The 13,088-nt window shown below is 38.2% G+C and carries 15 protein-coding genes and 1 riboswitch; all 15 genes read right to left on the bottom strand.

Features of this window, described 5'->3' with window-relative positions; translation table 11 throughout:
• Window positions 1-35: 35 nt before the first annotated feature.
• A complete protein-coding gene (sufU, locus tag QFZ31_RS25760; protein WP_179595303.1) occupies window positions 36-470 on the bottom strand; it encodes a Fe-S cluster assembly sulfur transfer protein SufU in 435 nt (144 codons plus the stop codon).
• A complete protein-coding gene (locus QFZ31_RS25755) occupies window positions 460-1,689 on the bottom strand; it encodes a cysteine desulfurase (protein WP_307308560.1) in 1,230 nt (409 codons plus the stop codon). Before QFZ31_RS25755 ends, sufU begins: the two co-directional genes overlap by 11 nt.
• Complete coding sequence (gene sufD, locus QFZ31_RS25750) at window positions 1,689-2,999, bottom strand: Fe-S cluster assembly protein SufD (RefSeq protein WP_307308558.1); 1,311 nt, start codon at window positions 2,997-2,999, stop codon at window positions 1,689-1,691. The genes QFZ31_RS25755 and sufD overlap by 1 nt, the downstream gene beginning before the upstream one ends.
• A 23-nt stretch (window positions 3,000-3,022) precedes the next feature.
• Window positions 3,023-3,808: a Fe-S cluster assembly ATPase SufC gene (gene sufC / locus QFZ31_RS25745; RefSeq protein WP_034673664.1), complete on the bottom strand. Its 786-nt coding sequence runs from the start codon at window positions 3,806-3,808 to the stop codon at window positions 3,023-3,025.
• A gap of 428 nt (window positions 3,809-4,236) precedes the next feature.
• A complete protein-coding gene (locus QFZ31_RS25740; protein WP_307308554.1) occupies window positions 4,237-5,076 on the bottom strand; it encodes a MetQ/NlpA family ABC transporter substrate-binding protein in 840 nt (279 codons plus the stop codon).
• Window positions 5,077-5,089: 13 nt separating this feature from the next.
• On the bottom strand, window positions 5,090-5,761 hold the full coding sequence (locus QFZ31_RS25735) for a methionine ABC transporter permease (RefSeq protein WP_307308551.1): 672 nt from the start codon (window positions 5,759-5,761) through the stop codon (window positions 5,090-5,092).
• Window positions 5,754-6,779 carry a methionine ABC transporter ATP-binding protein gene (locus QFZ31_RS25730; protein ID WP_307308548.1) on the bottom strand — a complete coding sequence of 342 codons (1,026 nt, stop codon included), beginning with the start codon at window positions 6,777-6,779 and terminating at the stop codon, window positions 5,754-5,756. The genes QFZ31_RS25735 and QFZ31_RS25730 overlap by 8 nt, the downstream gene beginning before the upstream one ends.
• A gap of 152 nt (window positions 6,780-6,931) precedes the next feature.
• Window positions 6,932-7,040: riboswitch (SAM riboswitch) on the bottom strand.
• Between the two features lie 124 nt (window positions 7,041-7,164).
• On the bottom strand, window positions 7,165-8,481 hold the full coding sequence (locus QFZ31_RS25725; RefSeq protein ID WP_307308545.1) for an O-acetylhomoserine aminocarboxypropyltransferase/cysteine synthase family protein: 1,317 nt from the start codon (window positions 8,479-8,481) through the stop codon (window positions 7,165-7,167).
• Window positions 8,482-8,500: 19 nt separating this feature from the next.
• Window positions 8,501-8,860: a hypothetical protein gene (locus QFZ31_RS25720; protein WP_307308543.1), complete on the bottom strand. Its 360-nt coding sequence runs from the start codon at window positions 8,858-8,860 to the stop codon at window positions 8,501-8,503.
• A 126-nt stretch (window positions 8,861-8,986) separates the two neighbouring features.
• Window positions 8,987-9,295: a thioredoxin family protein gene (locus QFZ31_RS25715; protein ID WP_307308540.1), complete on the bottom strand. Its 309-nt coding sequence runs from the start codon at window positions 9,293-9,295 to the stop codon at window positions 8,987-8,989.
• Between the two features lie 4 nt (window positions 9,296-9,299).
• Window positions 9,300-9,656, bottom strand: a complete 357-nt coding sequence (locus QFZ31_RS25710; protein WP_306076093.1) for a toprim domain-containing protein — start codon at window positions 9,654-9,656, stop codon at window positions 9,300-9,302.
• 127 nt (window positions 9,657-9,783) lie between these two features.
• The gene (locus tag QFZ31_RS25705; RefSeq protein ID WP_306075997.1) at window positions 9,784-10,023 is read right to left on the bottom strand and encodes a YusG family protein; all 240 of its coding nucleotides are present in this window, start codon (window positions 10,021-10,023) and stop codon (window positions 9,784-9,786) included.
• A gap of 115 nt (window positions 10,024-10,138) precedes the next feature.
• The gene (gene gcvH / locus QFZ31_RS25700; protein ID WP_307308535.1) at window positions 10,139-10,522 is read right to left on the bottom strand and encodes a glycine cleavage system protein GcvH; all 384 of its coding nucleotides are present in this window, start codon (window positions 10,520-10,522) and stop codon (window positions 10,139-10,141) included.
• Window positions 10,523-10,604: 82 nt separating this feature from the next.
• Window positions 10,605-10,961, bottom strand: coding sequence for an arsenate reductase family protein (locus QFZ31_RS25695; RefSeq protein WP_307308533.1), 357 nt, complete (start codon window positions 10,959-10,961; stop codon window positions 10,605-10,607).
• A 177-nt stretch (window positions 10,962-11,138) separates the two neighbouring features.
• Window positions 11,139-12,923, bottom strand: coding sequence for an acyl-CoA dehydrogenase family protein (locus tag QFZ31_RS25690; RefSeq protein WP_307308531.1), 1,785 nt, complete (start codon window positions 12,921-12,923; stop codon window positions 11,139-11,141).
• Window positions 12,924-13,088 lie beyond the last annotated feature (165 nt).

Here is a 13,088-nt window from a genome sequence, read left to right as displayed (position 1 = left end):
ATAAACAAAAAGGGAAAACTCCCTTGTTTGTTCTATTATTGTTCCTCTTCAGTTAACCCTTTTTCCATTGCCTTCCACGCAAGCGTAGCACATTTGATTCTGGCCGGAAATTTGGAGACCCCTTGAAGTGCTTCAATATCACCAAGGTCAACATCTTCGTCATAATCTTTGCCTTGAATCATATCAGAGAAAATCTTTGAAAGCCGGATAGCTTCCTCTACTTTTTTCCCTTTTATGGCTTGTGTCATCATTGAAGCAGATGACATAGATATGGAGCAGCCTTCCCCTTCAAATCGTACATCCTTTACGATTCCATCCTCAACTTTAAAGGTTAATTGAATCCGGTCTCCGCAAGTAGGATTGTTCATATTGATGGTATGACTTCCATCCTCTAATAGACCACGGTTACGCGGTTTTTTATAATGATCCATAATAACTTGACGGTAAAGTGCATCTAAATTAGAAGACATCGCTGAAATACTCCTTTGTTTTAACAAGTCCTTCAACTAGCTTATCAATATCGTCTTCTGTGTTGTATAAATAAAAGCTTGCACGAGCAGTCGCTGACGCCTTCAGCCACTTCATTAACGGCTGGGCACAGTGATGTCCTGCACGGACAGCAATGCCCTCTGCGTCAAGAACTGTAGCAACATCATGCGGATGTACATCACTAATATTAAAGGTAACCAGACCTGCACGTTTTGCAGCGTCTAATGGCCCGTAAATCGTCATTCCAGGTACAGATGACATTTTTTCTAATGCATAGGCCGCAAGCTTATGCTCGTGTTCGGCAATATTATCTAAGCCAATTTCAATTAAAAAGTCGATTGCAGCTCCAAGACCTATGGCACCTGCAATGATTGGTGTTCCCGCTTCAAACTTCCACGGAAGCTCTTTCCATGTTGATTCTTGTAAGTGAACAAAATCAATCATTTCTCCGCCGAACTCGATTGGTTCCATTTTTTCTAACAAATGCTTTTTGCCGTATAGTACCCCTATTCCAGTAGGAGCACACATCTTATGTCCGGAAAAAGCTAAGAAGTCACAGTCTAAATCTTGAACATCAATTTTCATATGTGGCGCACTTTGCGCCCCATCGACTACCATAATCGCTCCATTTTCATGAGCAATTTTAGCAATTTCCTTAACAGGATTAATGACGCCAAGTACGTTTGAAACCTGCATTACAGAAACAATGCGGGTATTAGCTGTAACTGTTGCTTTAACATCTTCAAGTGATATGGTTCCATCTTCCTGAAGCGGGATGTACTTTAATACTGCTCCCGTCCGTTTTGCAACCTGCTGCCAAGGAATGATATTACTATGGTGCTCCATATACGTAATAACAATCTCGTCACCAGCGTTTAAGTTCGCAGCTGCATAGCTGGCCGCAACTGTATTTAAAGATGTCGTTGTCCCTCTGGTAAAAATAACTTCTTGGGTCGACTTTGCATTAATAAACTTACGAACCTTTTCCCTTGCTCCCTCGTAGGCGTCTGTTGCACGTGTTCCGAGTGTGTGAACACCACGGTGAACATTGGAATTGATTTCTTTATAATATCTTTCCACTGTCTCAATGACCTGGATTGGTTTCTGAGATGTAGCTGAACTATCAAGATAAACAAGTGGGTTTCCATTTACTTCTTGATCTAAAATAGGGAATTGACGACGAATATCAAGGACATTCATTATCGTACTTTCCTTTCAATTACTGCAGTTAACTGCTTTTTAACTCCTTCGATTGGAAGCTGGTTTACTACAGGTGCAAGGAAACCATGAATGACCAAGCGTTCTGCTTCTTTTTTCGGAATTCCACGGCTCATTAGATAATAAAGCTGAACAGGATCAACACGTCCAACCGATGCAGCATGACCCGCTGTTACATCATCTTCATCGATAAGAAGAATTGGGTTGGCATCTCCACGTGCTTTTTCACTAAGCATAAGCACACGGGATTCCTGTTCTGCATTCGATTTTGATGCGCCATGTAAAATATGACCAATTCCATTAAAAATGGAAGAAGCACTATCCTTCATAACTCCATGCTTTAAAATATAACCTTCAGTGTTTTTACCATAATGAACAACCTTTGTTGTAAAGTTTTGTGTTTGTTCGCCACGTCCTACAACTACTGTTTTGGTGTCACCATAGGCACCATCACCCATAAGGTTTGTTGTATTTTCTGAGATGGTATTTCCTTCATTCATTAATCCAAGGGCCCATTCAATTCGAGCGTCTCTGCCTGCAGATCCACGACGATTCACGTAGGTTGTAATGCCCTTCGCAAGAGTATCAACAGCACCATACTGAACTTTGGCACCAGCTTTTGCGATGACTTCTGTCACAATATTAAAAACACCATTTGCAGATTCAAGTGTTGACAAATAGTTTTCTACATATGTTACAGAACTATTATCATCTGCAACCACAATGACATGATTGAAAAGGTTTGTATTAGCATCATCATGTAAGTAAATAGAATGGATAGGCTCTTTTATTTCAACATTTTTAGGAATGTATAAGAACGCTCCACCATTAACCAGCGCTGCATGTAAAGCAATCAAGCGATGTTCATCAATCTTAACTGCTTCTGTTAGAAAGTATTTCTGTACCAGTTCGCTATGTTCACGAATGGCCGTAAAGATATCTGTGAAAATAACCCCTTGCCCTTTTAATTCCTCTGCTAAAGAAATATAGGCAGGTGTCATATTCCGCTGAATATATAAATTTTTAGCCGCAGCTTCATCACCGATTAACGCTTGTACTTCTTCTGGAAGTTCAGCAAGTGATGTATAGCTGCTACTTTTTACAGTATGCGTTTCAAATTGAGTGAAATTCCACTTATCGATTTTTGTTTTATCAGGTCTTGGCATTGGCAGAGTTTCGCTCAATTCAAATGCTTTTAGACGAAATTCTTCCATCCACGCAGGCTCGTTCATTTCTGTTGAAAAAGAACGAACAAAATCTTTATCAAATGATAAATTCGTTTCTGTTGTCATGATTATCCTCCTAACGCTAACTTCTACGCTTCTTGCCCAACTGTTTCATCTTCAATTCCAAGCTCTTGCTTGATCCAGTCATATCCTTCTGCTTCTAAGCGTTGTGCAAGTTCTGGTCCGCCTGATTTTACAACACGGCCCTGCATCATAACGTGCACATAGTCAGGAGTGATATAATTTAAAAGTCGTTGATAGTGAGTAATGACTAAACAGCCAAAATCTTCTCCACGCATTTGGTTAATACCTTTTGAAACAACCTTTAGCGCATCAATATCCAATCCAGAGTCAATTTCATCTAAAATTGCGATTTTAGGTTCAAGCATCATTAATTGTAGGATTTCATTACGTTTTTTCTCTCCGCCAGAAAATCCTTCATTTAAATAACGCTGTGCCATATCAAGGTCCATCTCAAGGAATTCCATTTGCTTATCCATTTTACGAATGAATTTCATTAATGAAATTTCATTGCCTTCACCAAGACGGCTATTTAATGCCGAACGTAAGAAATCAGCATTTGTTACACCATTAATTTCACTCGGATATTGCATCGCTAAGAATAGTCCAGCACGTGCGCGCTCATCTACTTCCATTTCAAGTACGTTTTGATCATCCAACATAATCGAACCGCTTGTTACTTCATATTTTGGATGACCCATGATAGCAGATGATAAAGTGGATTTACCTGTACCATTTGGACCCATGATTGCGTGAATTTCTCCACCTTTTATTTCAAGGTTTACACCTTTTAAAATTTCTTTTCCATCAATTTCTACATGTAAATCTTTGATCGTTAATGTTGACCCAGCCATATATATACCTCCGCAAAGATAATTTTGTATCTTGTAGCCTAAAAACACTTGGCCGCAAAATTCATTCTCACTTTATTCTCATTACAATCTTATAACAAATAGTATCTGTTAGCAACTCATAAACAGTATTAACAATTAAGAACAGCGAAAGAATTTTTATTTTCACTAAATACAAACCAAATGAGAATGAATAGGTCGACAAGATGTGTTTGTACTATAATAAATTCGGAATTTTGTAACTTGTGAACGTTTTATGTATTCACATACGAATAAAATCATATCGTATTTATCTCTATTTTGCCAAGATATGAGCATTATTATTTCCTGCCTATTTTTACCTAATCTCTACTATCATGTGAAATTTAAATGGACGAAAAGCCAGTGAGTTTACTTCACTGGCTTTTCATTTTTCTTCCATATAATATTTCTTATTCAGAAACTGGAACAACTGCACCTTTGTATTTTTCTAGGATGAAGTCTTGAATTTCTTTCGAACGTAGAACTTCTACTAGTGTTTTGATTGCTTCTTTGTTTTCATCACCTTTACGAACAGCGATTATGTTAACATATGGTGACTCACTGTTTTCAATCGCAATGGAATCTTCTAATGGATTAAGACCCGCGTCGATAGCATAGTTTGAGTTGATTAACACGGCGTCGCCTTCACCATTGTTGTAAATCTGTGGTAATAATGCAGCTTCATAATTTGTATCAAACTTAAGATTCTTTTTATTTTCAACTACATCTTCAGTAGTTGCAGTTGTTTTATCAATACCTTCTTTTAATTTAATTAATCCTTCTGCCTCTAAAAGGGAAAGAAGACGCCCGTGGTCCGCTACAGAGTTACTCATGATTAATTGTGCACCATCAGGTAATTCACTTAAATCCTTGTATTTCTTAGAGTAAACTCCGATTGGCTCAATGTGGATACCACCCGCATTTTCAAAGTCATAACCATTTTCTTTAATTTGAGCTGTTAAATAAGGAATGTGTTGGAAATAGTTAGCGTCAAGTTCTTTAGATTCTAATGCCTTGTTTGGCAGTACATAATCTTGGAAAGTTTCAATCTTTAATTCAATACCCTTTTCTTCTAAAAGCGGACTTGCTTCTTCTAAGATTTCTGCGTGTGGAACGTTAGAAGCCCCTACCACTAATTCTGTTGTTTCTGCTTTTTCGCTTCCTCCATCAGACTTTTCCTCTGATGTACCGCAAGCTGCTAATAATAATACGAATGATAATGCTAATACTAAACTGAATAATTTTTTCATGTTGACCTCTCCTTTATCTTTTATCTAATTTTGAAGTGATAATATCACCGATAAACTGAATAACAAATACAATGATTAGAATAATGATCGTCGCGATTAATGTTACATCATTCTGATTTCGTTGGAAGCCTTCTAGGTATGCTAAGTTTCCTAAACCTCCTGCACCAATAACACCTGCCATAGCCGTATAACCTACTAGGGCAATCGCTGTAACTGTAATACCTGATACTAAGGCTGGCATCGATTCGGGAAGTAAAACCTTCCAGATAATCGTGCCCGTTGTAGCCCCCATGGATTTAGCTGCTTCGATTACACCTTTATCTATTTCCCTAAGACCAATTTCAACCATTCTTGCATAAAATGGCGCAGCACCAATGATTAATGCCGGAAGAGCTGCATTTTCACCAATCATGGATTTAACAAGGAACATAGTAAATGGTATTAGTAATACAATTAAGATAATAAAGGGAATGGAGCGGAAAATATTAACAATTGTACTGATTACGATGTTCACTGGCCGGTTTTCCCAGATGTTCCCTTTAGAAGTTAAGAAGAGTAACATTCCAAGTAAAATACCTAAAATAAATGTTGCGACTACTGAAATCCCTGTCATATATAAAGTTTGAAGAGTAGCCTCCCACATTTCTTCCCAATCAATATCCTGAAAGTAACGTTCTTCATTCATTCGTAACCACCTCCACTCCAACCTGTTGAGAACGGATGTAGTCTATTGCTTTATCGACTTCCGTATCATGACCATCTAAATGAATAAACAGTGACCCATAGGATCCACTTTGAGTCTGAGAAATTTTCCCCTGTAGGATATTAACAGTGACGTTATTATTTCGAATTAAATTCGTAATAATTGGCTGCTCTGCTGCTTCACCAATAAACGTTAATTGAACAACCCGTCCAGTCTTACAGTGCTCTAACAAATGCTCAGCGGTTTCTTTTGTTTCTTCTGGTTCAGTAACCTGTTTAACAAAACGCTTCGTAATCTTCTGCTGCGGGTTTTTAAATACATCTAACACCTGTCCAAGCTCAACAATTCTTCCACTTTCCATGACCGCTACCCGATGACAGATTTTCCGAATGACATGCATTTCATGTGTAATCAATACAATCGTTAATCCTAGCCTTTTATTGATATCGACTAATAAATCTAAGATAGAATCGGTGGTTTGTGGATCTAGGGCTGAAGTTGCTTCATCACATAGAAGTACTTTTGGATTGTTTGCCAAGGCCCGTGCAATTCCGACACGTTGTTTTTGACCGCCGCTAAGCTGAGATGGGTAAGCATTCTCTCGACCTTCAAGCCCAACTAATTTAATTAATTCATTTACTCTTTTTTGTCTTTCTGTTGCACCTACGCCAGCTATCTCCAAAGGAAACGAGATGTTCTCGCTAACTGTTCTTGACCAAAGCAGATTAAAATGCTGGAAGATCATACTTATTTCCTGGCGTGCTTTTCGAAGCTCACTGCCTCTAATTTTTGAAATAACACGACCAGCAACAGTAACAGATCCTTCTGTCGGAAGCTCTAGTCCATTAAGCATTCGAATTAGGGTACTTTTCCCCGCACCACTATATCCGATTACCCCAAAGATTTCCCCTTCTTTTATTTCTAAATTAACATCATCGACTGCCTTCAGCTGCCCCTGCTTAGAAGGGAAAACCTTGCGGACATCTTTTATAGAAATCATTACATCACCTTCTTTTTATCCAATAAAATTCGTGTTTTAAATATAACTGTTCAAATATAGGGTTTGACTGTCTTTAACAAAACATTCTTATATTAGAAAAATTAAAAAGCCTTTCTGCATAGGGCAGAAAGGCATCATAAATAAAGACCTTTCTCCCATCTTCCAAAGCATCCGCTTTGTGTGAATTGGCACCATTTCAATATTACTATTGACGGTTGCCGGGCTTCATCGGGCACATCCCTCCACCACTCTTGATAAGAGTTACAGCAAGCTATATTCTATTTTCGTTCATAAATTTAATGAATTATTTTGGTACGAAAGTTATCTTAACATGGATAAAAAGTGGTGTCAACGAAATTATCTACAAATTTCGAATAAACTCTTATTAGGCTTTTACTTTTAAAGAAGTAACACCTGTGGCAGTCTCAATCGCTTCTTCTAGGTCTTCAATTAGATCCTCTACATTCTCAATTCCAATGGAAAGTCGAATTAAATCCTCAGAAACCCCAGCTGCCTTTAGTCCTTCCGCATCAAGCTGCTGATGAGTCGTGCTGGCAGGGTGAATAATTAAGCTTTTTGCATCTCCAACATTCGCTACATGGGCGAAAAGTGTAATCGAATCAATTAATTTTGCTCCTGCTTCTCTCCCGCCTTTGATACCAAAAACAATCATCGAACCGGCACCTTTAGGCAAATACTTGCTGGCAAGTTCATAATCAGGATGAGAAGAGTGACCAGGATAGGAAACCCACTCTACGGCCGGATGCTTTACTAAATACTCAACTACTTCCTTCGTATTGGCAATATGCTCTTTCATCCGAACATGAAGTGTTTCTAGTCCGAGTGTAAATTGAAAAGCGTTTTGCGGACTTAGTGAAGGTCCTAAATCACGTAAAAGCTGTACACGTGCTTTAACAATATAGGCAGCAGCACCTAGTGCTTCTGCATAAACAAGGTCATGATAGCTTGCATCGGGAGTTGTAAAACCTGGGAATTTTGGTGAATTCCAGTCAAACTTACCGCCGTCTACAATAATTCCTCCCGTTGTTGTACCATTACCTAAAAGCCATTTCGTTGCTGAATGAATAACAATATCAGCACCATATTCTATTGGTCTGCAAAGGTATGGTGTTGCGAAAGTATTATCAATAATTAATGGAACTCCTGCCGCATGGGCAATGTCCGCAACTTTTTCAATATCAAGGATTCTTAAAGACGGATTACCAATTGTTTCGGCAAACACCGCTTTTGTTTTTTCATTGATAGCGGCACGGAAATTTTCTGGGTCTTCAGGGTCTACAAACCTAACTTTTATTCCATATTTCGGAAGTGTAATAGCAAATAAATTGTATGTTCCACCATATAAAGTGGAGGCTGAGACGATTTCATCTCCTGCTTCTGCAATATTTAAGATTGCCAGGGTAATCGCAGCCATTCCGCTTGCTACTGCCAGGGCCCCAACTCCCCCCTCCAATAATGCAACTCTTTCTTCGAAAACAGTTGTTGTCGGGTTGTGGATTCGTGTATATATGTATCCGCTCTCTTTCAAAGCAAATAGATTGGCAGCATGTTCGGTATTTTTAAATTGATAGGCATTATTTTGATAGATTGGAACAGCGCGTGCTCCTGTAACTGGATCTGGAGCTAGCCCCCCATGAACACTCAACGTCTCAAAACGATAATTTTTTTGATTTTCCCCCATACTAAACACTCCTTATCTGTTATGAAATAAATTCTTTATACAGGTCCTCTGGTTTGGTTAAATAAAAGATTGATTCGATAAGTAAAATTGTACGGAATGGAGCTTTTACTTTTAGCTGTCCATCTTTAATAAGAATTCTTAACTTTTCTTTCCCTTCAAGCAGACGATAAATGGAATCCCGATGACCATTGATCTCGTAAGTGACAGAGGTATCGCTTTTATCACTGTGTAAAAAAACCTCGCCACGTTGAAAGATGAGGAAATCCTCTTGACCTTCACAAATCAGCTTTATTTTTAGTTCATCAACTTTTTCAATCAACTTGAGAATATGACCGCGTTTCTTGATAGCCGTAAGGAAAATCCGCATCATTTCTTTCATTTTCTATCACTCCGATTCCACTCCATTCTGTTATATATTCAAGTTAATGGATTGGAATACCTTTAAAATTTCATCGACAAATTTCTACTTTTGCTCACAAAAAAACAGACGCTTTTGCATCTGTTTTTATACTAACGTTTGTTTAATTTTTTCAAATAAGAAAGGAACAGAGTTGAATGCATAAATCATCTCAACTATTTCTCCATCCTTTATAAGAAGCAAGCAGGGAACACTTTCAATTTGAAATTTTTCTGCAAGCTCAGGGTAAAAATTCAGATTCATTTTCCCTATTTTCACATCAACCATATTTTCAATGACCTGGAGCATCCTTGATGCTACCTGACAAGTTCCGCATAAAGGTGTATAGAAGTAAATGAGTCCGGATGAATGACTATTTAAGAATGATGATACCTCATCTAGGTTCCATTCGTTCATTTTTTTAACCCATTTCTAAAAATTCAGAATGAACATCGATGTTTGCACCCAAAAGGACAGTGGCAAGATGGTACACTGGTGCAGTGGCTACTTCACGGTACATCCGGTCTATATAAATATGTTCTGCTTGTGGAAATTCCCTTTTCAATTGTTTGCGAAGCTTCTCACCTGCATCATCAGCATCGACGAGGATGTACACCTCTTTATCTTCAAGGGTATCAATTAATTCATCCAATTTCGCCATGCTGATTGTTCCATTTGTACAGACAATCTCCATTGGCTCCTTAAGGATACTTTTTACCTTTTTCTTATCTGATTTTCCTTCAACAATCAGAACTTTATCACCATACGTGTCATTCATCATTCATCACCTATACGAAAGAGAGTTATTTGTTTGATGTTAACATATTCAACAGATTTAATAATGTGTGAATATGTTAACTATACCACGATTTTCTTTTTTAATAATAGGTGTTTGCTTTGATTGCCTAACACCAGCCACCATCATCACAATCTGTATATTTTGCATCAGGCTGTTCCGTAACTGTTACATTTTGAAAAATCTTTCGCTGTTCTACCTCAAATCGTTGATCTAACTGAAAAGTCATGTCCCCTGGTAACTGTATTTTTCCAATGGAAGTGTTATCAAGAAACAATTCCATTTCACCATTTTTCATTTTTCCAATTACTCGATCTGTCACATCAACTTTTTGCTGCTTCAATGTCATACCAAGAGCTCCTTTTAAGTAAAGTTTATTCTAGTATCCCCTGGATTTAGAATATACAAGGTGCGAATTTTTCCCATATAAAAAACACCTTGTAAAAACAAGGTGTTACGAAAAATTAGTCTTCTTTAATCATTTCTTCATATTGTTCTGCAGTCATTAGCTTGTCCATTTCACTGCTATTAGCAGGCTCAATGACAATCATCCATGCTTTTTCATATGGAGATTCGTTTACGAATTCAGGGCTGTCACTTAAATCTTCGTTGACAGCAACAACCTTGCCGCTTAATGGCGCATATAATTCTGAAACAGTTTTTACGGATTCAACGCTGCCAAAAGGCTCATCTGCAGTCACTTCGTCACCAACTTCAGGAAGTTCAACGAAAACGATATCACCTAGCTCAGATTGAGCAAAGTGAGTGATTCCTACGCGAACAGTTTCTCCTTCAACCTTTACCCACTCATGTTCTTCAGAATAACGCAATTCCTTTGGTGTAGTCATTACAAAATCCCTCCATTATTTTCTAGAATTGTTTAATAACATTGATTGGTACCGATAACTTTTTGAAAAGTAATGATAATGGTTACAGCCACATTTTCTCATACTCTTCTTCTTTAAAGCCAACAGTCACTTTTACTCCATCCGTTACTAATGGTCTTTTGATTAACATCCCATCTGAGGCTAACAGATCTAGCAGCTCATCTTCAGAAGCAGTGGATACTTTTTCCTTAATACCCAGTTCACGATACTTTTGCCCGCTTGTATTAAAGAACTTCTTTAACTCAAGATTGCTCTTTTCGTAGATATCGTGAAGTTCAGCGCGATTTGGTGGAGTTTCAACAATATGTATTGCATTGTAGGAAAGATGATGATCATCTAGCCATTTCTTTGCATTTCGGCATGTCCCGCATTTAGGATACCAGTAAAAAGTAAGCGACATCTGTCCACCCTCCTCTAAAACATTCATGACATTTCTCGTCACTTTGATAGTAACATAACGGGATTAAAAGTAAAAACGCATCCGTTTAAAATTTCGACTAATTCTGCAAAAATCCTGCTAACATATAGAAAAAACTTCAGGCTCCCGCAAAATCGTCGGGAGCCTGAAGTTGATAAATTAAACGATATAGCATTCAGCTTCAATCAGAATGTCAGCAGCTTCACGTTTCTTACCAATTACATTGATTGGTGTATGACGAGTTAATTTACGTAGTGCTGATACGAGCATACGGAGAGTATCACCTTGTTCGGTTGCAACTAGTGTTTCTTTTGCATGCTGCTCTATTTCGTTGAAAGCTTCTTGACAGAATATTTGTGTATAAAGAAGTTTTTGTTTGTTTTTCTCAAGACCTGTCTTGGCGATTGCTTTTTCAGTTCTTAACAGTGCAGATTCCATTGCATAAGCATTAGAAACAATATCTGCAATATTAGATAAGATTTCTTGTTCTTTCTCTAGTGCCTTACCAAATTTTTGTGCAGCTAACCCAGCAGCCAGCAAGCCAATTTTCTTCGCATTGCTTACTAAATGTTTCTCTTGAGCAAGCGGCTCATCACCTGGCTCTTCAGGCATTAACATCATGATTTCTTCTTGGAGCGCCATGGCTTTTTGGAATAATGGAAGCTCTCCTTTGAATGCCTTTTTAATATAAGTTCCTGGTACTAGGAGACGGTTAATTTCATTTGTACCTTCAAAAATACGATTAATACGAGAGTCACGGTATGCTCTTTCAATCGTATACTCTTGCATAAAGCCGTATCCACCATGAATTTGAACACCTTCATCTACCACATAATCTAATACTTCACTACAGAAAAATTTATTAACTGAGCATTCAATTGCGTACTCAGCAATTGAATTTGCCACCAATTTAATATCCTTTTGCTCTTCAGTTGTAAGTTTTCCTTGATTTTCTTCGTACAATCCAATCGTACGATAGACAGAGCTTTCTGCTGCGTAGATTTTGGAAGCCATAGTACCAAATTTTTCTTTTGTTAAATTGAACTGGGATATCGGTGTATTAAATTGCTTACGGCCATTGGCATATTGAACTGCTAACTCAAATGCATTTTTAGATCCGCCTACACCGCCGACAGCTAACTTATAACGTCCGATGTTTAAGATATTAAACGCAATTACATGCCCTTTTCCATATTCCCCTAATAGATTTTCAACAGGAACAGGTACATCTTCTAGGATTAGAGTACGAGTTGAGGAACTCTTAATTCCCATTTTCTTCTCTTCGGCACCTGTAGAAACGCCTGGGAAGTCTCTCTCAACGATGAACGCCGTAAAGTGTTCACCATCAATTTTTGTATACACGACGAATACATCGGCAAAACCTGCGTTCGTAATCCACTGCTTTTCACCGTTAAGAATATAATGGGTACCTTCTGCATTTAATTTTGCTGTTGTTCTTGCCCCAAGAGCGTCAGATCCTGAACCTGGTTCTGTTAAAGCGTAGGCAGCAATTTTTTCACCAGAAGCAAGTGCAGGCAAATATTTTTTCTTTTGCTCTTCGTTACCGAATAAAACGATCGGAAGTGAGCCGATACCAACATGTGCTCCATAGGATAATGAGAAACCGCCGGCCTTTGACATTTTTTCAGTTACAAGCGAGGAAGTTACTTTATCTAAACCTAAACCTTCGTATTCTTCAGGAACATCTGCTGCTAATAGACCTAGATCACCCGCTTGTTTCAATAATTTTACAGTACGATCAAATTCATGGTTTTCAAGATGTTCTAACTGTGGAAGTACTTCTTTTTCTATGAAGTCTTCTGCTGTTTTAGCAATCATAAGTTGTTCTTCGTTAAAATCTTCTGGTGTTAAAATTCGGTCATAGGAAATATCATCGATTAAAAAGCTTCCGCCTTTAATAATTTTTTCAGTTTGTTGTGCCATTTAATTTTCCTCCAATTCTTTTATAGCGTAATTCCACTCCACTAAGGAATGCTTCTTCGAATAATCACCGCAGTGACAGGCGGTTTCTGCCTGTCACGAGGCACTTCGCTTTCCGCAGGCGTTCCAGGGAGCCTCCTCGACGCTAAAGCGCCTGCGGGGTCTCCC

It is taken from the genome of Neobacillus niacini, from assembly GCF_030817595.1.
GTDB lineage: Bacteria > Bacillota > Bacilli > Bacillales > Cytobacillaceae > Neobacillus > Neobacillus niacini_G.
This window is presented reverse-complemented; position numbering and strand designations above follow the sequence as displayed.

Bases quoted from the DNA above. Each gene is read 5' to 3' on its own strand.
- QFZ31_RS25725 (WP_307308545.1), bottom strand. From the start codon at position 8,481: ATGGGGGAAAATCAAAAAAATTATCGTTTTGAGACGTTGAGTGTTCAT.
- sufU (WP_179595303.1), bottom strand. From the start codon at position 470: ATGTCTTCTAATTTAGATGCACTTTACCGTCAAGTTATTATGGATCAT.
- gcvH (WP_307308535.1), bottom strand. From the start codon at position 10,522: ATGACTACACCAAAGGAATTGCGTTATTCTGAAGAACATGAGTGGGTA.
- QFZ31_RS25735 (WP_307308551.1), bottom strand. From the start codon at position 5,761: ATGAATGAAGAACGTTACTTTCAGGATATTGATTGGGAAGAAATGTGG.
- QFZ31_RS25720 (WP_307308543.1), bottom strand. From the start codon at position 8,860: ATGAAAGAAATGATGCGGATTTTCCTTACGGCTATCAAGAAACGCGGT.
- sufC (WP_034673664.1), bottom strand. From the start codon at position 3,808: ATGGCTGGGTCAACATTAACGATCAAAGATTTACATGTAGAAATTGAT.
- QFZ31_RS25695 (WP_307308533.1), bottom strand. From the start codon at position 10,961: ATGTCGCTTACTTTTTACTGGTATCCTAAATGCGGGACATGCCGAAAT.
- QFZ31_RS25710 (WP_306076093.1), bottom strand. From the start codon at position 9,656: ATGAATGACACGTATGGTGATAAAGTTCTGATTGTTGAAGGAAAATCA.
- QFZ31_RS25715 (WP_307308540.1), bottom strand. From the start codon at position 9,295: ATGAACGAATGGAACCTAGATGAGGTATCATCATTCTTAAATAGTCAT.
- sufD (WP_307308558.1), bottom strand. From the start codon at position 2,999: ATGACAACAGAAACGAATTTATCATTTGATAAAGATTTTGTTCGTTCT.
- QFZ31_RS25705 (WP_306075997.1), bottom strand. From the start codon at position 10,023: ATGACATTGAAGCAGCAAAAAGTTGATGTGACAGATCGAGTAATTGGA.
- QFZ31_RS25740 (WP_307308554.1), bottom strand. From the start codon at position 5,076: ATGAAAAAATTATTCAGTTTAGTATTAGCATTATCATTCGTATTATTA.
- QFZ31_RS25730 (WP_307308548.1), bottom strand. From the start codon at position 6,779: ATGATTTCTATAAAAGATGTCCGCAAGGTTTTCCCTTCTAAGCAGGGG.
- QFZ31_RS25690 (WP_307308531.1), bottom strand. From the start codon at position 12,923: ATGGCACAACAAACTGAAAAAATTATTAAAGGCGGAAGCTTTTTAATC.
- QFZ31_RS25755 (WP_307308560.1), bottom strand. From the start codon at position 1,689: ATGAATGTCCTTGATATTCGTCGTCAATTCCCTATTTTAGATCAAGAA.